The sequence below is a fragment of the Haliscomenobacter sp. genome (genome assembly GCF_033763495.1).
GTDB lineage: Bacteria > Bacteroidota > Bacteroidia > Chitinophagales > Saprospiraceae > Haliscomenobacter.
Map to the genome: position 1 here is coordinate 23,639 of NZ_JANRKL010000026.1, position 19,505 is coordinate 43,143.

Sequence of the window (19,505 nt, forward strand, 5' to 3'; positions counted from 1 at the left end):
CAATAAAGAATTAGCAACGAACTGGGTATAATTTTTTTAATCCGGGTCCCAGATTAATAGTCATCACCGTCGTCGTCGTCGCTACCATCGTCAGCTCCACCCATACCAATACCACCAAGGAGGTCATCATCGTCGTCGTCGGTGCCGCTAGAGGAAGTATCTTCCAGATCATCTTCCAGGTCAGAAACCGCACCGTATAGAATGTCCTGATCATCGTCAAAGAACATGTCTTTGCCAATACCCAGTTCATCGTCTTCGTCTTCCAGGTCCTCTATGTCAACCGACTTTTTCTTACCTGCTGAAGATGATTTGCGAATAATCGTAGTGGTGATGCGTTTTTCGACGGGTTTCTTTTCCACTGGTTTTTTCTCCACCACTGGTTTTTCAATTTCAACCCGTTCTTTCTTTTCCGGCGCAGGTACTTGTTCAGCTACTTTTGCGGCCAAACTTTTGGTAGTGGTAGGCACCGCCAACAAACGACGCTTATCGATCAACTGACCTGTGATGCTACAAATGCCGTAGGTCTTATTTTTGATCCGCACCAGGGCATTCTCCAGGTCCTGGATGTACATCCGCTGGCGAATAGCCATATTGTTGAGCATCTCAACATCGTTGTTGATGCTGCTATCGTCTACCCAGTCGCCTCCGTGTTCGTCGCTGGTATTTTCGGTAATTTCAAGAATTTGTTCTTGAAGCCCGCTCAGATGGGTACTTGCACGCTCCAGTTTGGTCTCAATCAGCACTTTGAATTCATCCAACTCAGCATCTGAATACCTTACTACTTCATTCTCCATAATGGGAATTTTACTTATCAAAATAAAGCGCAAATATAAAATTTAATGCCACAAAATAAGGGAATTACCAAAAATTATATTTTGGCCTCGCGCCGGGTTTTGGGCACCGGATTTTAGAACCATTAGGAAACGTCACGAATCATTTTTTAGTTTGATCGGCGTGAAAAAATATTTGGGTCGCGGTCAGGGTTTATTTTTGAACCGCACCTCGTACAAGTCTTTGCGTTGATTTTTAAAGACTTGCACACTGCCGAATTCATGCAATTCCTTCAATAACTCCAGATCAACATCCGCAATCACAGTCATTTCGGTATTGGGGGTTGCCTCGGCCCGAATGCCATTGCTGGGGAAAGAAAAATCGGATGGCGTAAATATTGCAGATTGGGCAAACTGGATATCCATGTTGTTGACCTTCGGTAAATTACCCACACACCCTGCAATGGCTACATAACATTCGTTTTCAATGGCCCGCGACTGGGCGCAGATGCGGATGCGATTGTAACTGTTTTGGGTTTCGGTCAGGAAAGGCACAAAAATGATTTGCACGCCACCATATTTGGTAAACCAACGGGCCAATTCAGGGAAACAGACATCGTAGTCAATCAAAATTCCGATTCTCCCGGCATCCGTATCAAAGACTTTGATTTTGCTGGCACCAACCATCCCCCAGGCAGACTCCTCGGAGGGGACCGGGTGGATTTTGTAACAACTCTCCCAGGTACCATCACGCCGGCAGATGTAACTCACATTGAGCAAAGAGCCATTTTCCACAATGGGCATACTGCCTGTGATGATGTTGGTATTGTAAGCCATGGCCATTTCAACAAACTTGTTGAGCATGGGCTCAGTGTGTTTAGCCAATTCCCGCACTGCTTTGGCCTCGCCCATGTGGTTGTAGTCCGCCATCAAGGGAGCGTTGAACATAGCCGGGAAAAGAATAAAGTCCGACTTATAGTCACTGATGGCATCAACAAAAAATTCCACCTGCTCTACCAGCGCTTCAAAGTTGTCAAACAAACGCATTTGCCATTGTACCAAACCCAGGCGGACCACCTGTTTGGGTACGTTGATGAGTTGCACTTGTTGGTTTTCTACGTAATAAATATTGTTCCACTCCAACAGGGTCGCAAACTCCTTTGATTCGGTATCGCCGGGTAAATAATTCTTGAGGATTTTTTTGACGTGAAAACCATTGGACATTTGAAAAGTCAAGGTTGGGTCGTAAATGTCCTTCAGTTTGACTTTTTCAATGTACTCCCGAGGAGTGAGACTGTCGGAAAAGTTTTTAAAATTCGGAATCCGGCCTCCTGCGATGATGGCCCGCAGATTCAGGTTTTCGCACAGCTCCTTACGCGCATCGTACAAGCGACGCCCCAGGCGTAAGCCCCGGTAATCGGGGTGCACAAACATTTCAATACCGTACAACACGTCTCCATTGGGGTCGTGAGTAGAAAAGGTATAAGCCCCGGTGATTTCCTCAAAGCTATGGCTGTCGCCGTATTTGCGGTAATTGACGATGATGGACAGAGCGGAGGCCACCACTTTCCCGTCTACCAAAACACACAACTGTCCTTCGGGGAAAATGCGTAAAAGGGTTTGAATGTCTTTTTCATGCCAATAATCCCCTCCAATGCCCGCATACGCTTCGATCATGGCATCTTTTTGCATGAAGTAATCTTCATACTGGAGGTTACGCAATTCTATTTTCATACATATGAAATTCGAATACAAAGGTAAGCTAACAAAGCGACAATTTAAACAGCCGCTTTGCTTTGGCCTTTCTGTTTTAATTCCATAAATTCAGCCAATTCTTTTGAACTTCGATTTAGACCATCGATTAATCAATACCTGATCATGAGCAAGAACAAACAAAACACTACATCGAGTGCATCTCGACGTAAGTTTGTCAAAAATGCTGCCTTAGCGCTGGGTGGCCTTACCATTGTACCTCGGCATGTGCTGGGGCGTGGCTTCATCCCGCCTAGTGATAAACTCAATATTGCCGCAATCGGTGCTGGTGGCAAAGGTGCTTCCGACATTGCCAATGCCTGGGGCAACGGTGCCAACAACGTAGTGGCATTGTGCGATGTGGATTTTGGCCGCGCAAAAGCCAGCATAGACAAGTTTCCAACGGCTAAAAAGTACGCTGACTTTCGCGTGATGTTGTCGGAAATGAAAAACGACATCGATGCAGTGACCATTTCTACCCCTGACCATACCCACGCAGCAGCGGCCATGGCGGCCATGCAATTGGGCAAACACGTGTATGTGCAAAAGCCGCTGACGCACAACATCAAGGAAGCCCGGATGTTGACCGAAGCAGCCCGCAAATACAAGGTGGTGTCACAAATGGGTAATCAGGGGGCCTCTAACCCTACCCAAAAACAAATGATGGCCTGGTTGGACAAGGGTTTGGTGGGAAAAGTACATACCGTATACATTTGGACCAACCGCCCGGTATGGCCACAAGGTATCCCCGTGCCTACCGAAAAACCTGCCTTGCCCGAAAGCATGAGCAAAGAGAACTGGGACCTGTTCATCGGACCAGCCAATTATGTGGATTACCACCCACTGTACCACCCCTTCAAGTGGCGGGGCTGGTGGAACTTTGGTACGGGAGCGCTCGGTGACATGGGTTGCCACCTGATCGATCCCGCTTTCCGCGTTTTGGGTCTGGGCTATCCAACTGAAGTAGAATGTAGCGTAGGCCAGGTTTTCCTAAAAGACTGGACGCCCGAATACATTCCTGAAGGTTGTCCACCTTCCTCACATGTGCAAATCAAATTCCCGGCGACCAAGCGCAATGCTTCACCGGTGACCATGATTTGGACCGATGGCGGGATTCGCGCTTTCCACCCGGATTTGATTCCAGCCAGCGACCCAATTGGCGACAACGATAGCTCCAACGGGGTGATTATGGTCGGCACCAAAGGGGTAATGACTTGTGGAACCTACGGTCTGGTGCCCAAAGTATACCTTAAAAATGGCACCAAACTGGAAATGCCACCGGTTACTCCACCAGCTCCTGGAACTCCAACGGTACCCGAATACGGCCACCAACGCTCCTGGACGGAAGCTTGTAAAGCTGGTTTTGGAAGCAAGGAACACCTGGCGTTGACTTCCTCCTTTGACTACTCTGGTCCGCTCACCGAAACGGTGTTGATGGGTAACCTGGCCATCCGCAGCTACAACCTGCGCAAACAGGCTGCCAACAACAGCATGAGTTTCTATGGCCGGCAGAAATTGTTGTGGGATGGAACTTCCATGAAAATCACCAACTTTGAAGATGCCAACCAATTCGTTGGTCGGGAGTATCGCAACGGTTGGTCAATTGCATAATATGTCAAAGTGAAAAGTAAAAAACTAAAAGTGGAAAGCAATGGTTTTCACTTTTAGTTTTTCATTTTTCACTTTTCATTTTTCACTTACCTATGCGCATGTCCGGTTTTGGTGGGCGGAGAAACAACCGCCCCGAGGAAAACGATCTTGGTTTTGGCAACAAACTCACCACTCCTGGCGACCGTCTCCTGAACCAGGATGGGAGCTTTAATGTGGTGCGCAAGGGACTTTGGACCTGGAATCCGTACCAAAGTCTGGTGGAAATGTCCTGGGGCAAGTTCATTATCCTGGTGCTGCTCTTTTACATTTCAGCCAATTTTGTTTTTGCGGGACTTTTTTACTGGATTGGGCCAAAAGAATTCAATGGGGTGGCAGAAGAATCAGAAATGGTCAAGTTTGCTGATTTGTATTTTTTTAGCGCTCAAACCCTGACCACCGTTGGTTATGGACACATTAGTCCTCACGGATTTTGGGCCAGCACCCTGGCTTCCCTGGAAGCATTGTTGGGTTTGATGACTTTTGCCCTGGCCACGGGTTTATTGTTCGCACGGTTTTCTCGTCCTAAGGGCCGGATTTTATTCAGTAAAAAAGCAGTGATTAGCCCCTTTCGGGAAGGATATGCTTTCATGTTTCGCATCGCCAACCTGCGCAACAACAGCATCATCAACCTGGAAGCCAAAGTCACCATGGCCTGGTTGGAGGAACACAATGGGCATTTTACCCGCAAATTTTTGGCACTTCCGCTCGATCGGGATAAAGTGAATTTGTTTCCATTGAACTGGACCATTGTACATCCGATTGATGAAAACAGTCCCTTGTATGGAAAAATGGGGGCGGCCTTGGAAAAAATGCAGCCCGAGTTCGTCATCCTCATCAGCGGTTTTGACGAAACCTTTTCGCAAAATGTACACAGCAAAACCTCTTATGTTTATGCCGATCTGGTATGCAATGGGAAGTTCAAACCCATGTATCACGAAGAAGATGGACACAGTGTCCTGCAATTGGATTTGATCGATGACATAGAATTGTTGCCCGTTCCAAAGGAAGTGGCCTGAGAAATAGTTGCTTAAAAAACTCACATGTCTCAAATCATCTATTCCCCACATTCCATCCCGGCAAGTTCTTTGCCCAAAATATTCCTCTCCGGTTCCATTGATAATGGGCAAGCCGTTGACTGGCAAACCCGTTTATGTGATGCCTGTGCTGATTTAGACCTCATTTTTCTGAATCCCCGCCGCCCGGATTGGGATAGTAGCTGGGAGCCCGTCAAGTCCAATCCGCTTTTCCACGAACAAGTAAGCTGGGAACTGGATGGCCTGGAACTGGCCGATTTGATCGTGGTATACATTACCGCAGATTCCAAAGCGCCAATTACCCTGTTGGAACTTGGCCTTCATGCCCGTCAGGACAACCTGGTAGTCTGTTGCGAAGAAGGGTTTTGGCGCAAAGGGAATGTGGATATTGTTTGTGAACGCTATGGGATACGGCAGGTTGATACCTTTGATGACTTGCTGGCCTTCCTCAAAAATAGTTTAGCAAAGTAAAAAGCTCGATTTTACTGCCTCTGAAAATGATCCGTCAACTCCTGTTGAAACCGCGCAATCATCCCCGACTCTTGTACACTGGTGCCCTCACTGGCCTCGGCCACGGCCTGGAGTACCTCAATCACAAAAGTATACTCGGGAGAAGGACCAAAATCCTTGCAGGTTTGCATGGCTTTGGAATAAGCTTCGTCCACACTATTCGCTTTGCGGTTTTCGTAATCAAACGACCACTTGATTTCACTGGACCAGGGATGGCTACGCAGCACTTCTTCCAATTTGCTGATTTCGGTTTCGTCAACCAGGCCATCTACTTTTGCGAGGGCATAAATGAGTTCACCAAGGGCGTCGTAGAGTTGAGTTTGGGTTGTTTCCATTGGATTATTTTTGGGGGCAAGATCGGAAAAAAAATAGGAAACATCAGCCATCCCAAATTGTCAAATAAGTATCACAAACAAAAAAATGAGCACAAAGGACACAAAGGCAGCACAAAGGACACAAAGATATGACGTTGACAAGGTTTTCTGCCCACAAAGAGGGCTAATACTAAATGCATCACTTTGTCAACGTCTCGCCTTTGTGTCCCTTGTGCTGCCTTTGTGTCCTTTGTGCTTAAAATTGTGTCGCTTTAGTTTTTCTGAAAAATTCGGGCTGAAGAACAGTTTGGAATCTATTCTTCGTGCAACGCTGTAGCCGGCTGTATCCGTGCCGCCTGAATACTCGGATATAAGGCACATAGCGTTACCAACAAATAAATGGTCAAAGTGGCAAGCAGCATGCCTATCACATAAACACTGGCCTCCAGATCGAATACATTGAGCAACGGAAATTGTACGGCCAGAATCAGGCCAATCAAAACGCCCAGCGTAGCAATCACCAACATTTCTCCCACAAAATGCACCGTGATGGCGGGTGCAGGTGCCCCGAGAGCGCGGCGCAAACCAATCTCACTTCTTCGTTTGGCGATGTTGAGGGTGAGTACCCCAAAAAGCCCCAAAGCCACATTGAGCAAAAAGAACCCACACACAATGCTGAAAATGAGGGAAGGAATGGAGGTCTGCTGGTTCATGGTCTTGCGCAGCGTTTTGAGGTAGGACAATTCAAATACCCAGTCTGGCTGCATGTTCCCAATTTCGAGCATGAGTTTGGCCTCAAAATTGGCATCTACTCCTGGCTTCACCTTGACCAGCACAGAACTCATGTCCCAATCGCTCAGGTTGAAAAAAACTGGCGTATTGGCCTGATAATCGCCGCGCTGTTTGAAGTTTTCCACGATGCCCACAATTTTCCAACGTTCGTCACCTTCCAGTTGAATGATTTTCCCGAGGGGATTGTCCTTGCCAAACATTTTTTCTTTGGCAATCTGGTTGATTACCGCTGGAGTGTGTTTGGCTCCTTTGTCAGCCCGCGTGTACCAACGGCCCTCGGCTATTTCAATCCCCAAGGCTTTGGCGTAGTGCTCGTCGGTACTGTAGATGTCCCCCTGGATATTTACGTTTTTGTATTTGACATTGCGGTTGGAATGGTTATTGGCAAAGGGGGTGTTGCCATTGGTACGGCTGGCCATTTCCACCTCCGGGTAGGATCGGATGCGTTGGTAAATGCTTTTGAGTTTTTCACCAACCTTGCTGGTGTCCTGCTGTGAGTTGATGTTCAAAGCCCAGACTTGCTCGTATTCAAACCCCAGGGGGCGGGCGTTGTTTTGGTAATGATAAGTCAACAGGCTCATTACCCCGAAAAGAATTAGAAAGGCGACCATTACCTCTATGATTAACAGGGCATTGCTGCGTTTTTTATTCCAAATCAGTTTAAAAAAATGCTGAACCATTGCTTTTGCTTGAAGGGATGAAAGAATGAAAGGAATGTTTAAACAAGCCACATGGTTTATGCTCCTTTGAGTGCTTCAGCTGGCTTGAGTTTGGACATGCGCCACGCTGGAATCAACCCCGACATTACACCAAAAACCAGTGTCAGTAAAAGAGCTATGCCAAAAACCTTGTAATTGACACTCAAATCAGAATGTGGGATGAGCCCGCTCTGATTAAAAATACCAAGCACAATCTGCGCCAACACTAAAGCGATAAAGGCCCCGATGAGGGTGACAAAGAGGTGCTCGACCAATAACTGCCAAAGAATGGTTTTGGAAGGTGCTCCAAAAGCTTTACGGATACTGATTTCAGAAGCGCGTTCGAGAATCCGGCTTACATTGAGGTTGATGAGGTTGATGGCCGGCAAAGCCATGAACAACAACATGAACAGCATTACAATCGAAAAAAATATTTCGTTTCGGTCGCTTGAAAAAAGCTCGTAGACAAATCCCGTTAAAAAAGGCCATGCTTTTGCCTCCAAATAGCTGACTTTCATACCATCTTCGTCAAAAGGAAAGCTTCTCCGTTGGGTCAATTGATCGAATTCTTTTTGGATAGCGGGGAAGTCCCCAGCCTTTTTCGCCCGAATGATCCCGGTATAACTGCCGTTGATAGACTCTGCATCGTATTCACTTTTGGGGCAGTTGTAAGGCAGTATCACATCAGCATAGGTATAAGGGTGCGTAATTGGGCTGCCCTTAACCATGCCAATAATTCGATAAGTTGATCCATTAAACGAAATGGGTTTGCCGATTACCGACTCCTGGATGCCAAAATACTCATCGCGTATTTTTTGGGTAATTACTGCAACCTGGGCACCTTGATCAATTTCAGCTTGGGTGAAAATTTTTCCCTCTAGAAGTTTAAAATCTGTTACCCGCCAAAACCCTGGATCGGCATATTTTACCATCATTTTGATCCGTTTGTTGCCTACATAGGTATTCACAGAACTGAACACCGAACTGATGCCGTAGTCTTCGGCAGTGGTCAGTGAACTTAGGTTTTTTTTCAAAAATTTGTAGGACAAAGGCCCTTTCGTGCTAAAAGTGCGGGCAGAGTCGCGCATGGTGCCCGTCGTTACATACAAAGTTCGATGGCGTTGTAATTCGGGGTAATGACTGCCGAATAGGTGATCCAAAAACGCACTCAACACCAATAGGATCAGCAAGGTAAAGCTGATGCCGAAGAGGCTGATGAAGGTGTAGAAGGGATTGCGGAGGAGAACCTTCCAGGCGATTTTTATATAGTTGCTTAGCATGATCTTGCTTTTTCCCACGACTAAAGGCATGGGTTGGTTCTTTATGGTGGCCTCCCACGGATAAATCCATGGGTTGGCTGAAATCGTACGGGAAGGGTTCCAGTGTTCCAGGTTCCAAAGTTCCAGGGTTCACGGCTAACCCTGGAACTTTGGAACCTGGAACACTGGAACCAACAATTAAGAGACCTGGCGGCCGTCGAAGAGGCGGATCAGGCGATTGGTGCGTTTGGCCATGTTTTCGTCGTGGGTGACCATGATGATGGTGCTGCCTTCCTGGTTGAGCTGAAGCAGGATGTTCAGGATTTCGTTGCCCATGTTGCTGTCCAGGTTTCCGGTAGGTTCATCGGCCAGGATGAGGGAAGGGCGTCCCACAATGGCGCGCGCAATGGCGACGCGTTGTTTTTGCCCCCCGGAAAGTTGGGTTGGGAAATGTTTCATCCGGTTGCTGAGTCCCACTTTTTCTAGAGCTTCTTTGGCAAGTTCCCGGCGATTGCTCCCGCTTCCAGGGCGGTACAGCAAGGGGATTTCCACATTATCTAACACCGAAAGGTCGTTGATGAGGTGGAAACTTTGGAAAATAAAGCCAATTTCCTGGTTGCGGATGCGGGCCAATTCTTTGTCCTTATATCCCTTTAGTTGGCGCTCATTGATGATCACTTCACCTTTGGAGGGCTCGTCGAGCAAACCCATGATGTTGAGCAGGGTACTTTTGCCGCAGCCTGAAGGGCCCATGATGGATACAAACTCCCCTTTTTGAATGTCTACATTGATGTTGTCCAGGGCCAGGGTTTCAATGGAACTGGTGCGGTACACTTTTTCGATGCCGGATAACTTTATCATCGTTACTGGATTTTTTTATTTTGTTCAAAATCATACAAAGTCAACAAACGCAGCGTGTAATACGCTCGCCAATAATCGCGCAAGACCAGAATGTAATCGCGTTTGGCGCGGTCTTTCTCCTGGATGGCGATGCTCAAATCAGTGATACTGAGGTCGCTGAGCAAAAAGCGATCCTGGGCAATTTTGAAACGCTCCGCAGCAATTTGATCGGCGCGAGCATTGAGGCTTACTTGCTGTTGCAGCATCCCCATCAAGGTAACCTGGGTGAATACCTCTTGCTCAAAGCTCATGCGGTCTTGCTCCACACTTTGTTGGGTCAGTTGCAAATTGGCTTTGGCAGTAGCCGTACGCGAGCGGCTGCGGCCCCAGTCCATCAGCGGGACGGAAAACTCCAATTGGATGAACTCCCGATCCTGTGGCTTTTGGTAAATATCGAGCGGTTGATTGCCCCGGTTGCTGAGGCCAAAAGCGGCGGTTAGGGTTGCATTGAAGCCATTGTCGCTTTTAGCCCGGTTCAACTCGCGGGAGGCTTCGAGCAAGCGGCGTTTGAAAGCAATAGCGTCAGCTCGGTTGTTCAGTGCTTCCTGGCTGGCTTTGCTTGCATCTACGGTGAAGAGTGGACCAGGGGTAGGTACTTCCAGCTCCAGCTTTTCGTCGCCACGGTACGAGAGATGGGTTTTGAGTTGCAATTGGGCCACCTCAGCCGCCTGGGTTGCCGTAGCCAGGTCTTTTTGAGCATTCAATACCCCGAGTTGCAATTGCAGGATATCGTTTTGTGAAATTTTGCCCAAAGCCAGCTTCTGATTGGCAATTTTGTACAAGGTATCGCTACTACTCAGATTCGTTTGGGCTATTTGCAGATTCACCTGTGCAATCAGCAGATTGAAATAATACACCGTGGCGTCGAGGGCCACTTGCTCCATGTTTTCGAGGTATTGCTGTTGGCTCTCGTTGTATTGGAGCGGTTCAGTTTGTTTGTCCCATTTCCAGGCGTTGAACTTGGAGAGGGGTTGTTGGATGCCGATGGCAAAAGGAATCCCGTTGTACAAGGTGCTGCTTTGGATAAAATTGTCAAAACGTTGGAGCTGCTTTTGTACAAAAACGGTCCCTCCAGTGCGCGAAATTCTCTGGCTCAATTCGAGGTTGAGCGAAGAATTGTTGTAGGAAACGGGCAAAAAGGCAATGCCACCGTCTGGTTGTGTCACTTCCAAAAAGGAGCGGGTGAAGCTGGGCAAAGAGCCACTCAAACTCAATTGGGGCTTGAAATCGGACTGATAACTGCGCCAGCGCCAATAAGCGGTTTCTTTTTGAGTAGCGGCCTGTTTGGCTGAGATGGATTGGCCGCGCGCCAGTTCAACGGCTGCGTCCAGGCGCAAGGCCCGCGTAGGCACTTGCGCGACGGACCAGCAATGGGCCATGCTCCCCAGGATAATCCAGAACAGTCGGGTGATTGATACTCGCATGGTATTAAGGTTTCAGGGTGATTTCACGGAGGTGTTCAAAACGGCTCAAATCGCTGACAATGACCCGCTCGCCAGGGCGAATCCCGTTTTTGATTTCTACATAGTCGAAGTTGGACAGCCCCACTTCAATGTCGCGGCGGCGGGCAATGCCATTTTCCATTACAAAAACCGTTTGGCGTTTTTTGCCATTGAAGGCCGGGCCATTGGCCACTCGAACGGATTGTTTGGAATCGCTGGTGACTACAAAAATTTCCACTTTCATACTCGGGCGCAAAATGGCGTTTTGGGCGTCGTCGAGTTGTACCGAAAACTGCACCACATCATTTTCAACCGCGGGTTTGATTTGGGTGATCATGCCACGCAAGTCGGTTTCATTGACACGCACGATCACGGGTAAACCCACTTGTACTTGTTCTGCATAAGCATCGGATGCTGAACCTTCCACGCGGAAGCTTTTTAAATCGGCAATTTTGGCCAGCATCTCCCCTTCGTTTACGGTGGTGCCCACCTTATCGTTGACCCAAGTGAGGACGCCCGGGCGGTCGGCCACCATGTCGGCGCTTTTGAGTTTGTGCTGGAGTTCTTTCATGCCCGTTTCTTCGATGCGGACCTGGAGTTCGGATTCGCGTAGGTTGGTGTTTTTGGCCTGGCGGTTATAGCGCACTTGATTTTCAAGTTTGTCTTTTTCGAGTTCTGAAATTTTCAGGGCATTTTCAGCACGGCTAACGTCTTCCTGGGTGCGGCCACCTACTTTGAACAAGCGGCGGGTGTCTTCCAATTCGGCTTTCTGGCGGTTAATGCTGAGGCCTTTGATCTGGTTGTCTAATTCGGCGTCCAGGGCGTCTTTTTCCAGTTGGAATTTCAGTTTTTCAACCCCATTGCGTTTGAGTTCCAGTTGGTCTTTCAATTTTTCGAGTTCGATGAGGGACAAGGATTTGTCGAGCACCAAAATTTGCTGGCCAGGGCGTACCGATGCTCCAGGGCTCAGCAGCACTTGTTTGACACTGGCACGAATGGGACTGGTGAGGACTTGTTCAAAAGCCGGAATGACCTCTCCACTGGCAGTCAGGGTGTTTTCGACACTGCCCATTTCGGCTACGGCTATCCGGAGTTCGGATGCGCGGACATTGGTGCGCAGAACTTTGCTGAGTAGGAAAAAGGCTGCACCTAGCACAAGAATGGCTAGGAGGGCGATGCCCCAGCCTTTGAAGCGTTGTTTGCGGATGATTTCGGGTGCGAGTTCACGATCCATTTTTTTGGCTCTTTTGTAGGTGTAAAAGCCAAAGGTGTGCCAAAATTAAGTTGTTGATTATGAATTGATTATTTTAGGTGTAAAATTAAAAAACGTGCGATTTCGCACTTTGGGGTGTAGAAGCGCACTGGCGGATTGGTGAGAAAAAAACGGGCTATGCCCAGTTTTTGGGGGATGTCGCCCTTTCGGGGCTTATTTGCTGAGTTGTAATCTGAGCGAACTAATTACGTTATTCAATTTGTTAAACTAAAATTCATGCGACCATATTTATTTCATTTGATAGTGTTGTTTTTTGGGGTGTTTTACATTGCTGGTTGCAAACAAAACGCAGCACCAGTTGATGAAAATGTCCGGCCCATGGTATACACAGAAAAGCAGTTGGAAAGTTTTTTGGATAGCGTTGGGCGTTTGCCGATTGGGCCGATGGTGATGGAAGCGAGGCATTATTCAGATTCGATTTTTTATGGAATACAGCCTTTGGCCGTCAGCTGGAATAAAGAAGACTTTAGCCGCTTACTGACGGAAGCAAAAGAAGGTGGGATAAGTGAAAGTCTGGCAAAAAAATACCAATTGAACTACCAGAAAGAAATGCTCCATAAAGGGAAAATCCCAGCTGAATCGTTCATTTTTAATCTCCAAAAAGGTGAATTCGCTTTAAGCTTTGGGCCAGGAGCAAGTTGGGGGGCCGAAGTCTATTTTTTCCAAAACTCCCGCTGTGTAGCAAAACATCATATTGAGCATCGTTATGGCCTGGAGATAGAGCATTACGTGGATGACGCAGGTAAAACGGTAATTTATTACAGGGAAAATTTTGCCAGTGGGACCGGCATCTGGTGGTGGGACTATTATTTTTATCGGTATGAGGATGGCAAGTTATTGCCTCTTTTGAGCGAGTTGCAAAATGGGAATTTATCGATGATTCCAGCGTACCGCAGCAAATGGTTGGAATCAACAATTGCGGATACGAAGCCACTAACCTTGAAGATGGTGTATTACCTATCTGGCGAAAATGGCGAGTATATCCTCAACGATTCTACCAATATAGAGTATCAATGGGATATGGCAAGCAACGCTTTAAAAGGGGATTACGAGCACTCCAAACTAAGCCAGAATCAAATTTTATCTTATAATTTGGGCACTGGAAATGATCTTTTTTTCATTAGGGCGCATTATAAAAAGCTCAAACAACTGTTGAAGGATAAGCGCAAACGAAGACTGGTTTTGTATTTTTTAAACGAAGTAAAAGCCGACTTGCATGACTGAACGGCGCAAAATTCTCTTCATCTGCACAGCCAACCGGATGCGCAGCGCGACCGCTGAAAAAATCTACCGGGATGACGTTCGTTTTGAAGTGCAATCAGCAGGTACCCATCCGCTGGCAAATCGGGTGTTGGACAAGGACTTGTTGGGCTGGGCGGATGCCATTGTCGTAATGGAAAAGAGCCATCGCAATTTTATCCGAGCGAAATTCCCGGAGTACTATGCGCAGAAAAAGATCGTGTGCCTCTACATTCCCGATGAGTATACTTTTATGGATGAAGGTTTGATTGTACTGTTGCGGAATAAATTTGAAGACGTGTATCAGCGGGGGTTACTGGGAAAATGAGAATCACGCAGACGCCACCGCTTCCATTCTTACCAACCATCCTTGCTGCTCAAATACACCCTTCACATCAGCGACCAAGCGTGCGCCGTCAAAATCTGGAATCTTGCGTTTGGCCAATTGCTCCAAACTTTGCAGGTAGGTGGCAGCCATGAGGGATAAAACTTGAGGGCCATTATAAGCTTCTACGAGGTCGTAGGGGAGTTTTTTTTGGATGAAGACTTCTTGTTTGGCTTTGTAATAGCGGAGAGTTTCGCCGTGTATACTACTGGTAGGTAATGCCACTACAAAAATATAGCCAATTTCTTTTACTCCTAATCCGTAGTTATTGAGCTTCAGGTTCTCATTCAGCGCTCGTCGGATAAAATTAATATTTTGATCGTTGATTTTATCCGATATTTCTTGCCAAGTTATGGACGAAAAGATGAAATCACCAAACTCCATTCTTTGTAGTTTCATTGCAAAATTTGTTTAGTGGTCAATTTTGTTTCCAGGTGGCCGTATTAAGGGCACTGTTCTCTTGAGATTTTCTGGCAATAATGGGTATTCATAGATTCTGATCAATTCCATTCGTTTACATTCCAAAATATTTCCTGTAAACTGAGTTTGATAGGCTATGCCTGTGCCTATTAGGCTATTTCGGTACCTGCCTTTGAATTTTTTTACAGTTGAGCCGTATTTGAATACTTCCCCAAAATGGAGAAAAATATGAGTAGTATCAGGGCAACTATAACAATAATAATATCCAGGAGTTTCCACTAATAATGCATATTGCTCCGCATCTTCTAGCTGTCTAAGCGACTTTTCCATTTTCTTATGTCGCTTGGCACTTAGCTTAGGATTACCTTCACCATCCCATTCCAGATAATCACTCACCTTCAAGGCTGCAACTAAGATAAAAGTAAGGACTATTCCCATCAAAAGCAAATTCTTAAAGGCAGGCTCTGATTTTTTAACAGGAGACGGCAATGGGGATGAAGGCTTTGGCGGCCTAGTTTTGACAGTATTCATAAGTTTATTTTTTGCTTAATGAAGAGCGCCGAAATTGATTTTAATAACTTTGGAATAATTTATTTGGTTCCACAAATATAGTTCTTTTTATTTAAATAAAACAAATAAAAATTTAAATGTCTGAAAAAAAACGCGACTTGTCGAGTCCACAAGCAAGGCTTAGGGTGCTACTCAAACAAATCCCTCTGGACCAAGGTACGTTGGCTGAAAAATTGGGTATTAGCCAACCTGTGATTAGCCTTGCCCTCAATGGCCACAATGATAAAACCTTTCAACGAATTGTCGATCTGCTCATCAGAGAGTATGGTGTAGCCCACGATGACATTTACCAGGAAGCACCAAGTACGATGCAGGAATTAAAGGAAAGGCTGGACCGGATTGAAGCAGGAATTGAAGAAATCAAAACTATGTTGCGAAAGCTGGGATAAATGAATCATTCATGCTCATGCAGCTCTTTTTAAGTAGAATAAAACCAGAAATCATGTGGAGTTTCACCCCTTAAACCCAATCAAATTCGCCATCCTCCCTGTAACTCCTTTCTCCTTCCGATAAGAGAAAAAGTGTTCATTGTGCAGCACTGTGGAGTAAGGTGAGACTTCAATTTGTACGGCTGGAACCCCGGCAGCCAACAACTGCGCCCGGTTTGCCGCTTTTAAATCCACAAAAAATTTCTGCAATGATTCGTCCCAGCGTTTGTGCTCCGTGGCAAAATGGTCCGCTACGTCCGCATTGACCTCAAAGGAACATTCGTCGATGCAGGTGCCAATGTAGGCATAACAATGGGCCGGATCAGTACCGTACTCTTCCTGCATGCGGATGAGGGTTTTGCGCACGATTTCGGCAGCAGTACCCCGCCAGCCTGCATGAATGGCCGCCACCGCCCGCGTATAAGGGTCGGCAATGAGGATGGGCGTGCAATCGGCGATGGTAACCGTCAAAAAAACATTGGGTACCTGGGTGATCAAGGCATCGTAGCCGTCCGTGCGCCCTGGGGCCTCCACTTTGAGCACAGCATCGCCATGCACCTGATAGGAACTGGCCACCTGCTCAGGTTGAAGACCCAGGCTATTGAAAAAAATGCGCCGATTTTCTGCTACCACTGCGGGATCATCCTCCGTAGAAATTCCCACATTCAAGGCAGCATAAGCTCCTTGGCTAAGCCCCCCGTGTCGGGTACTTTCCGCAGCAATCAGATCAGCAATGGAATTGAAAACATTGGGCTGGAGGTAGCAGTTTCCCTCTGGATTCGACATCGTTCAATATAAATTAGGCCTTACGAACAGAAGGTTGCTCAACCACGACCGGGGGCCTTTGGCTAAACAACCTTCTGTTTATAAAATCCAATGTTTAATTAGTTGTTCACGCCTGCTTTTTCGGCAGCAACACTGACAAACTGCAACAAATCATCGGAAGGTTCTTGCGAAAGTGTCCGCGCTTTATTGGCAGCCTGAAATGCTTCTTTGTATTTGCCAATGCCATAAAGTGCCCGGCCATAATTGTAAAAAGCAGTGGGTTGCCAGGCTGCATTGGAATCTTCTGCTTTAAAGGTTTTGTTGGTCACCAGTTTGAGCTCAAATTCCGCTTTGGCAAACTCATTGAGTTCCACGTGGCACTCCCCTTTCATCCGGCGAGCCCGCCAGTGGATGGGTTGGTGAGGAATTGAGGTTCTAATGGCCATATCTAGATCAGCAGCAGCAGCAGCGTAGTTCTTTTGGTGTAAATTCACGATGGCACGACCCATGTAGGCATCGGGGCTATGCGGATAGATATCGATGCTCTTGGTGAAATCGTATAAGGCATCACTGACATTGCCCAGTTTGTAGTTGACGTACCCTCTGCGCTCGTAAGCTAAAGCGTTGCGGGTGTATTTTTCAATGGCGCTGCTCAATGCGTCTTTGGCCTCACTTTGTTGCCCTTGGGTCAGGAGTTCACGACCACGCAAAAAGGACTGAACCGCAGATTTATCACCTTTGGGTTCAATAAAAGCATGCTCAACCAGGGCTCCATTGTCCAGTTTCCAGGCCCCAATATTGCCTGCAATGGCATATTGAGCAATGGTATCTAACAGGTGTACGGTATTGCGCCAGGATTTTTCGGCAGCAGAATTGATGATGCAACGAGGGATGTCGAGCATACTTTTTTCCGAGATAAACACCTCGGTGGGTTTCAGCAGGATGTCGTTTTTGTAATACGTTTCTGCGCGCTGCAAAAACATATTGAGTGCGAGCTCAAATGTTCTGTCGGATCCGAACTCCAGATGACCGGACAGGATGATTTTGAATAACATTTTGCTGAGTTTTGAAAGCCTCTTTTAAATATGGTTGCTTACTGTTCAATTGCTTCCCTTAAAAAATCACGCGGCACATACACAAAAGGTAATGCACTACACCAACTGCACAAGCTCAAAATGCGTTAAAGGTGTTCTCGTCAAATCCAAAAGTACGTCCTTACTCAATCGCAGTGCTTCGACAGGCGACAGGGTTTGCACACTTCAGAAAAAACAAAAGCAAATAAAAATCTAGTGGTCTCAAGAAAAATCCCGCTAGTAGCCTTAGGATGCTACACTTCAATTGCACAAATAGGAAAATCGCTGAGTTATTTCAGCGACGTGAGGATAAAGGTCGTTACTTTCAGCAAACAATACAATCTTTTTCTTTTTATTTTTTTAAACTTTACTTAACGATGACAGAAAAATGACCGAGTGGGATTTTGAAAAAAACACAGAAAAACATTGTTGGAAGCGGTGAAAAAATAAATGTAGCTATTCTTGATTTGTATTACTGGAAATAGCGGAATAAAATTTGGTGCAAAAATAAATGTAATCAGCCCCAAATTTTACACCCCTCCGTACAATTCGTACAGATGTCAATTTTATCCCGGCCTTTTAAGAGTTGTTGCCGAAATTCCCGATAAGGTTGTTGTTGCCAAAGCTCCCGGAGTGGTTGCTCCTGCAAATTGCCCATGCGGTATTGGGCGTCTTTGTCAAAACAGCAAGGCACCACCATTCCATCCCAGGTGATCACACAGGCGTGCCACAGTTTCCAACAGTGATTGAGCAATTGGTTTTTGATGCGGTAGCTGCCATCGGCTTGCCTGCGGTAGCGGGAGTAACGATCCTGCTCGGGGATAAGTGGGTTGCCCTGGGCGTAATCGTAAATCTGAGCCGTTTTTAGCCGGACCTCATCGATGCCTATTTCTTTGGCCAGTTTGTAAATTTCCGGAATTTGGTGTTCGTTGGGCCGAACCACCAAAAACTGAAAAATAAGGTGTGGCGTTTTCGACTTCAGTTTCTTTTTCCATTTGACCACATTGCGAGCTCCCTGGAGCACGACCTCCAGGTGGCCACTTTTGCGGTACTGTTCGTAAACTTCCTGGGTGCTACCATCTACAGAAATAATTAACCGATCCAGGCCGGACTCAATGGTCTTCCGGGCATTTTCTTCATTCAAAAAGTGGCCATTGGTGGAGGTGATCGTATAAATTCCGCGCTGGGAGGCGTATTGCACCATGTTCAAAAAATCGGGATTGATGTAAGGCTCACCCTGGAAATAAAAGATCAAAATGGAAAGGTCGCGATGGAGCTCGTCGATGGTTTTTCGAAAAAAATCGGAACGCAAGTTGCCCGTTGGTCGGGAAAAAGCCCGCAAGCCGCTAGGGCACTCGGGACAGCGCAAATTGCAAGCGGTGGTTGGCTCAATAGAAATGCTGAAAGGAACACCCCATTGAATTGGTTTTTGGAGCAGGCGACTCAAGTAATAAGAACTTAGCACCTTTGTTGCATTCCAAATTTTCCGTGGGGTAATTTTGAGCATAAAATGGATTGTGTGATTTTGGATTTCGGATTTCGGATTTCGGTGCAGCGTTGCGCTTTATATTGGATGATGAACCTTAAGTTTTTCAAGCTTGGAAAAGCAAAAGGCAGAATCCATTCTGATCCAAAATGCAACGCCCCTCCGAAATCCGCAATCCCAAATCCCTCTTACTGGATGCCCAGTTTGGTTTTGATTACAGGAAACAGGTCTTCCGAGTCTTTGGCAAACAAAATGGCGTTGAAGGAGCTGGTGTCAAAAACCATGGCAAAGCCTTTTTCTTTGGCGGTGTCTTCAATTGCCTTGTTGACCCGATCCAAAATTGGTTTTAACAATGCCTCCCGCTTGTCCGAAATTTGTTTGCGTACCGCTTCTTCATACGATTGAATGGCCGTCTGCTCCGCTTCCAGTTGGGCTTGTCTTTCCTGGAGTTTGGCCGGAGAAAAGTTGCCAGATTGTTGATCCTTCAAAAAGGCTAGGTACCCATCCTTGAGTTTGGTACTCATTTCTTCGCCTTTCGCCACCAATGCCTTTTGGAAATCCTCCAATTGTTTATCTGCGTCTTTAACCGCAGGCATGGCATTCAGCAAATTGCCATAGTTGAGGTGTCCATACTTTTGAGCTGAAACTGAACCGAATACGGCAAGCAATGCTACAAGAGCCAATGTGATTTTTTTCATTTCCTTAGCAGATTTCAAAATTTTAAGGTGCAAAGTTAGACGGAGTA

20 protein-coding genes are annotated in these 19,505 nt (G+C 46.6%); 6 read left to right on the plus strand and 14 right to left on the minus strand.

Annotated elements, in window-relative coordinates:
• Positions 1-53: 53 nt before the first annotated feature.
• On the minus strand, positions 54-794 hold the full coding sequence (locus SFV55_RS02215) for a TraR/DksA C4-type zinc finger protein (RefSeq protein WP_320027818.1): 741 nt from the start codon (positions 792-794) through the stop codon (positions 54-56).
• 183 nt (positions 795-977) lie between these two features.
• The gene (locus tag SFV55_RS02220; RefSeq protein ID WP_320027819.1) at positions 978-2,504 is read right to left on the minus strand and encodes a bifunctional GNAT family N-acetyltransferase/carbon-nitrogen hydrolase family protein; all 1,527 of its coding nucleotides are present in this window, start codon (positions 2,502-2,504) and stop codon (positions 978-980) included.
• A gap of 144 nt (positions 2,505-2,648) precedes the next feature.
• Here SFV55_RS02220 and SFV55_RS02225 point away from each other — a divergent pair, with 144 nt between their 5' ends.
• From SFV55_RS02225 to SFV55_RS02235, 3 genes are all read left to right on the plus strand, one after another.
• Positions 2,649-4,133, plus strand: a complete 1,485-nt coding sequence (locus tag SFV55_RS02225) for a Gfo/Idh/MocA family oxidoreductase (RefSeq protein WP_320027820.1) — start codon at positions 2,649-2,651, stop codon at positions 4,131-4,133.
• 98 nt (positions 4,134-4,231) lie between these two features.
• Complete coding sequence (locus SFV55_RS02230; protein ID WP_320027821.1) at positions 4,232-5,188, plus strand: ion channel; 957 nt, start codon at positions 4,232-4,234, stop codon at positions 5,186-5,188.
• Positions 5,189-5,212: 24 nt separating this feature from the next.
• Positions 5,213-5,677 carry a nucleoside 2-deoxyribosyltransferase domain-containing protein gene (locus tag SFV55_RS02235; RefSeq protein ID WP_320027822.1) on the plus strand — a complete coding sequence of 155 codons (465 nt, stop codon included), beginning with the start codon at positions 5,213-5,215 and terminating at the stop codon, positions 5,675-5,677.
• A gap of 11 nt (positions 5,678-5,688) precedes the next feature.
• Here SFV55_RS02235 and SFV55_RS02240 read toward each other — a convergent pair whose 3' ends face one another.
• The 6 genes from SFV55_RS02240 to SFV55_RS02265 all read right to left on the minus strand — a co-directional run bounded on the left by SFV55_RS02240 (position 5,689) and on the right by SFV55_RS02265 (position 12,355).
• On the minus strand, positions 5,689-6,051 hold the full coding sequence (locus SFV55_RS02240) for a hypothetical protein (protein ID WP_320027823.1): 363 nt from the start codon (positions 6,049-6,051) through the stop codon (positions 5,689-5,691).
• A 293-nt stretch (positions 6,052-6,344) separates the two neighbouring features.
• On the minus strand, positions 6,345-7,502 hold the full coding sequence (locus SFV55_RS02245) for an ABC transporter permease (RefSeq protein WP_320027824.1): 1,158 nt from the start codon (positions 7,500-7,502) through the stop codon (positions 6,345-6,347).
• 56 nt (positions 7,503-7,558) lie between these two features.
• A complete protein-coding gene (locus tag SFV55_RS02250) occupies positions 7,559-8,800 on the minus strand; it encodes an ABC transporter permease (RefSeq protein WP_320027825.1) in 1,242 nt (413 codons plus the stop codon).
• A 177-nt stretch (positions 8,801-8,977) separates the two neighbouring features.
• Positions 8,978-9,640 carry an ABC transporter ATP-binding protein gene (locus SFV55_RS02255; RefSeq protein ID WP_320027826.1) on the minus strand — a complete coding sequence of 221 codons (663 nt, stop codon included), beginning with the start codon at positions 9,638-9,640 and terminating at the stop codon, positions 8,978-8,980.
• 2 nt (positions 9,641-9,642) lie between these two features.
• On the minus strand, positions 9,643-11,103 hold the full coding sequence (locus tag SFV55_RS02260) for a TolC family protein (protein WP_320027827.1): 1,461 nt from the start codon (positions 11,101-11,103) through the stop codon (positions 9,643-9,645).
• 4 nt (positions 11,104-11,107) lie between these two features.
• Positions 11,108-12,355, minus strand: a complete 1,248-nt coding sequence (locus SFV55_RS02265; RefSeq protein WP_320027828.1) for an efflux RND transporter periplasmic adaptor subunit — start codon at positions 12,353-12,355, stop codon at positions 11,108-11,110.
• A gap of 255 nt (positions 12,356-12,610) precedes the next feature.
• On the opposite strand from SFV55_RS02265, the gene SFV55_RS02270 reads away from it, so the two are divergent.
• Together SFV55_RS02270 and SFV55_RS02275 are read left to right on the plus strand one after the other, a co-directional pair.
• On the plus strand, positions 12,611-13,618 hold the full coding sequence (locus tag SFV55_RS02270) for a hypothetical protein (protein WP_320027829.1): 1,008 nt from the start codon (positions 12,611-12,613) through the stop codon (positions 13,616-13,618).
• The gene (locus SFV55_RS02275; RefSeq protein ID WP_320027830.1) at positions 13,611-13,961 is read left to right on the plus strand and encodes a protein tyrosine phosphatase; all 351 of its coding nucleotides are present in this window, start codon (positions 13,611-13,613) and stop codon (positions 13,959-13,961) included. Before SFV55_RS02270 ends, SFV55_RS02275 begins: the two co-directional genes overlap by 8 nt.
• Positions 13,962-13,964: 3 nt before the next feature.
• Here SFV55_RS02275 and SFV55_RS02280 read toward each other — a convergent pair whose 3' ends face one another.
• Both SFV55_RS02280 and SFV55_RS02285 read right to left on the minus strand, forming a co-directional pair.
• On the minus strand, positions 13,965-14,417 hold the full coding sequence (locus tag SFV55_RS02280; RefSeq protein WP_320027831.1) for a hypothetical protein: 453 nt from the start codon (positions 14,415-14,417) through the stop codon (positions 13,965-13,967).
• A 12-nt stretch (positions 14,418-14,429) separates the two neighbouring features.
• Positions 14,430-14,969 carry a hypothetical protein gene (locus SFV55_RS02285; protein ID WP_320027832.1) on the minus strand — a complete coding sequence of 180 codons (540 nt, stop codon included), beginning with the start codon at positions 14,967-14,969 and terminating at the stop codon, positions 14,430-14,432.
• 116 nt (positions 14,970-15,085) lie between these two features.
• On the opposite strand from SFV55_RS02285, the gene SFV55_RS02290 reads away from it, so the two are divergent.
• Positions 15,086-15,397 (plus strand): hypothetical protein, encoded by a 312-nt coding sequence (locus tag SFV55_RS02290; RefSeq protein WP_320027833.1) that lies wholly within the window; start codon positions 15,086-15,088, stop codon positions 15,395-15,397.
• A 63-nt stretch (positions 15,398-15,460) separates the two neighbouring features.
• On the opposite strand, the gene pgeF is transcribed toward SFV55_RS02290, so the two are convergent.
• From pgeF to SFV55_RS02310, 4 genes are all read right to left on the minus strand, one after another.
• Positions 15,461-16,222: a peptidoglycan editing factor PgeF gene (pgeF, locus tag SFV55_RS02295; protein WP_320027834.1), complete on the minus strand. Its 762-nt coding sequence runs from the start codon at positions 16,220-16,222 to the stop codon at positions 15,461-15,463.
• A gap of 98 nt (positions 16,223-16,320) precedes the next feature.
• Positions 16,321-17,256, minus strand: coding sequence for a tetratricopeptide repeat protein (locus tag SFV55_RS02300; protein ID WP_320027835.1), 936 nt, complete (start codon positions 17,254-17,256; stop codon positions 16,321-16,323).
• Positions 17,257-17,791: 535 nt separating this feature from the next.
• Complete coding sequence (locus tag SFV55_RS02305) at positions 17,792-18,781, minus strand: SPASM domain-containing protein (RefSeq protein ID WP_320027836.1); 990 nt, start codon at positions 18,779-18,781, stop codon at positions 17,792-17,794.
• A gap of 167 nt (positions 18,782-18,948) precedes the next feature.
• Entirely contained in the window at positions 18,949-19,458 is a 510-nt protein-coding gene (locus tag SFV55_RS02310; protein ID WP_320027837.1) for an OmpH family outer membrane protein, read from the minus strand.
• Positions 19,459-19,505: the final 47 nt, after the last annotated feature.

Excerpts from the sequence above, each read along its gene's own strand:
- SFV55_RS02215 (WP_320027818.1), bottom strand. The coding sequence starts at position 794 with ATGGAGAATGAAGTAGTAAGGTATTCAGATGCTGAGTTGGATGAATTC.
- SFV55_RS02220 (WP_320027819.1), bottom strand. The coding sequence starts at position 2,504 with ATGAAAATAGAATTGCGTAACCTCCAGTATGAAGATTACTTCATGCAA.
- SFV55_RS02225 (WP_320027820.1), top strand. The coding sequence starts at position 2,649 with ATGAGCAAGAACAAACAAAACACTACATCGAGTGCATCTCGACGTAAG.
- SFV55_RS02230 (WP_320027821.1), top strand. The coding sequence starts at position 4,232 with ATGTCCGGTTTTGGTGGGCGGAGAAACAACCGCCCCGAGGAAAACGAT.
- SFV55_RS02235 (WP_320027822.1), top strand. The coding sequence starts at position 5,213 with ATGTCTCAAATCATCTATTCCCCACATTCCATCCCGGCAAGTTCTTTG.
- SFV55_RS02240 (WP_320027823.1), bottom strand. The coding sequence starts at position 6,051 with ATGGAAACAACCCAAACTCAACTCTACGACGCCCTTGGTGAACTCATT.
- SFV55_RS02245 (WP_320027824.1), bottom strand. The coding sequence starts at position 7,502 with ATGGTTCAGCATTTTTTTAAACTGATTTGGAATAAAAAACGCAGCAAT.
- SFV55_RS02250 (WP_320027825.1), bottom strand. The coding sequence starts at position 8,800 with ATGCTAAGCAACTATATAAAAATCGCCTGGAAGGTTCTCCTCCGCAAT.
- SFV55_RS02255 (WP_320027826.1), bottom strand. The coding sequence starts at position 9,640 with ATGATAAAGTTATCCGGCATCGAAAAAGTGTACCGCACCAGTTCCATT.
- SFV55_RS02260 (WP_320027827.1), bottom strand. The coding sequence starts at position 11,103 with ATGCGAGTATCAATCACCCGACTGTTCTGGATTATCCTGGGGAGCATG.
- SFV55_RS02265 (WP_320027828.1), bottom strand. The coding sequence starts at position 12,355 with ATGGATCGTGAACTCGCACCCGAAATCATCCGCAAACAACGCTTCAAA.
- SFV55_RS02270 (WP_320027829.1), top strand. The coding sequence starts at position 12,611 with ATGCGACCATATTTATTTCATTTGATAGTGTTGTTTTTTGGGGTGTTT.
- SFV55_RS02275 (WP_320027830.1), top strand. The coding sequence starts at position 13,611 with ATGACTGAACGGCGCAAAATTCTCTTCATCTGCACAGCCAACCGGATG.
- SFV55_RS02280 (WP_320027831.1), bottom strand. The coding sequence starts at position 14,417 with ATGAAACTACAAAGAATGGAGTTTGGTGATTTCATCTTTTCGTCCATA.
- SFV55_RS02285 (WP_320027832.1), bottom strand. The coding sequence starts at position 14,969 with ATGAATACTGTCAAAACTAGGCCGCCAAAGCCTTCATCCCCATTGCCG.
- SFV55_RS02290 (WP_320027833.1), top strand. The coding sequence starts at position 15,086 with ATGTCTGAAAAAAAACGCGACTTGTCGAGTCCACAAGCAAGGCTTAGG.
- pgeF (WP_320027834.1), bottom strand. The coding sequence starts at position 16,222 with ATGTCGAATCCAGAGGGAAACTGCTACCTCCAGCCCAATGTTTTCAAT.
- SFV55_RS02300 (WP_320027835.1), bottom strand. The coding sequence starts at position 17,256 with ATGTTATTCAAAATCATCCTGTCCGGTCATCTGGAGTTCGGATCCGAC.
- SFV55_RS02305 (WP_320027836.1), bottom strand. The coding sequence starts at position 18,781 with ATGCTCAAAATTACCCCACGGAAAATTTGGAATGCAACAAAGGTGCTA.
- SFV55_RS02310 (WP_320027837.1), bottom strand. The coding sequence starts at position 19,458 with ATGAAAAAAATCACATTGGCTCTTGTAGCATTGCTTGCCGTATTCGGT.